The following is a 1,625-nucleotide window of genomic DNA, read 5'->3' as shown; positions in this document are numbered from 1 at the left end:
CGGAGTAAGAGCAAGGTAAGAGAAGATAGAGCCTGGACTTGGACCCGCGACCAAACCGGCATCGAATAGGTAGAAGGTTGCGATGCCTGTCGCCGCACCAGCAATCATTGCCACAATCATGATTGGTTTCATGAGTACGTATGGGAAGTACAACTCATGAATACCACCAAAGAAGTGAATGATGATGGCACTTGGTGCAGAACGTTTAGACAAACCCTGGCCAAACTTCGCGTAGGCCAGCAGCATACCAAGACCAGGGCCTGGGTTAGACGCCACCATAAAGAAGATGGACTTGCCCGTTTCTGCGGCCGCTTGCAGGCCTAGTGGGTAGTAAATGCCTTGGTCAATGGCATTGTTGAGGAACAGCACTTTTGCTGGTTCGTTAATGATCGCTAACAAAGGCAGGAAACCCGTTGCAACCAAGGATTCAATGCCTGATTTCACAAACAAGTTTGCTGCGGTGACTGAAGGGCCAACAATCTCGTAGGCGAACAAACACAACAACATACCGACGATACCCAACGAAAAGTTGTTGACCACCATTTCAAAACCGGAAGGTATGCGGTGTTGAATACGTTTATCCACTTGCACCACAACCCAAGCGCTCAGTGGGCCCATGATCATTGCGCCAACAAACATCGGTATGTCAGCCCCGACAATTACGCCCATCGTACCGATAGCCCCCGCTACCGCGCCGCGTTTTTCACCAACAATCTGACCACCGGTGTAACCAATCAAAAGTGGCAGCAAGTAAGTGATCATTGGCCCCACGAGTTCGCCAAAGGCTTCGTTTGGTATCCAGCCCGTAGGAATAAAGAGTGCAGTAATAAAGCCCCAAGCGATAAAGGCTCCGATATTTGGCAGCACCATGGCGGTCAAATGACCTCCGAAGGCTTGCACATTGGCTCGCATGTTTGCTTTCACGTTATGTTCCTTTTAGTATGCTTTTATTATGTCTAGCACTTGTTCTTTGGAAGAGGCTTGTGCCAGTTTTGCAATGTTCTCTTCATCCACAAACATCTCGCTCAACGCTTGAATCACCTCAATGTGGGTATCAGAGTCTTTCGCAGCTAAGGTAATAAGAATATTGGCCGGACCGAGATCCGATCCAAAATCAACAGGTGATGGGAAAATATGGATGCCTAAGCCTGTTTTTAAAACGCCAGTTTCAGGTCGGGCATGAGGCATAGCCAATCCAGGGCATAACACATAGTAAGGACCGTTTTCTTCCGTTGAACGGATGATCGCATCAGCATAGTGCTGGGAGACGTAACCTTTATTTTCTAGGTATTGAGTGGTCTTTTTAACCGCATCTTGCCATTGGTAAGCGCGATCATTAATTACATCTACTAGTTCGTGGTCGATTAACTCGTACAGCATATTTAACCCTATCAACAGTTCGTCATCTGATGGGTTAATTATCAATAACAGAGTCCTAACCGCGCAACCGCGCTGCTTTTGCGCTTCGAATCACACTTTAAAGCCTGTCAATTTGTTTAAATGGACAGAGCTCAAAAATCTCACACGTAAAAAATCTACAAATTTTATTTGAGCAACAAGTCAATAGACGAATTTTGAATAAAATCACTTTCTCGACAATATTCTTAAAGTTACATTATTTAAAT

The 1,625-nt window shown here is 45.7% G+C and carries 2 protein-coding genes; both read right to left on the bottom strand.

Features of this window, described 5'->3' with window-relative positions; all coding sequences use genetic code 11:
- Nucleotides 1-924: PTS mannitol transporter subunit IICB (locus R7E00_RS22890; RefSeq protein ID WP_318124519.1), on the bottom strand; the 924-nt coding region annotated here is incomplete at its 3' end.
- A gap of 12 nt (nt 925-936) precedes the next feature.
- Nucleotides 937-1,380: a PTS sugar transporter subunit IIA gene (locus tag R7E00_RS22885; protein ID WP_005391226.1), complete on the bottom strand. Its 444-nt coding sequence runs from the start codon at nt 1,378-1,380 to the stop codon at nt 937-939.
- Nucleotides 1,381-1,625 lie beyond the last annotated feature (245 nt).

Source organism: Vibrio sp. Vb1755 (genome assembly GCF_033338635.1).
GTDB classification, from domain to species: Bacteria; Pseudomonadota; Gammaproteobacteria; order Enterobacterales; family Vibrionaceae; genus Vibrio; species Vibrio alginolyticus.
The sequence above is the reverse complement of the archived record's forward strand: the minus strand, read 5'-3'. Positions and strand labels throughout refer to the sequence as shown.

Bases quoted from the DNA above. Each gene is read 5' to 3' on its own strand.
- R7E00_RS22885 (WP_005391226.1), bottom strand. From the start codon at position 1,380: ATGCTGTACGAGTTAATCGACCACGAACTAGTAGATGTAATTAATGAT.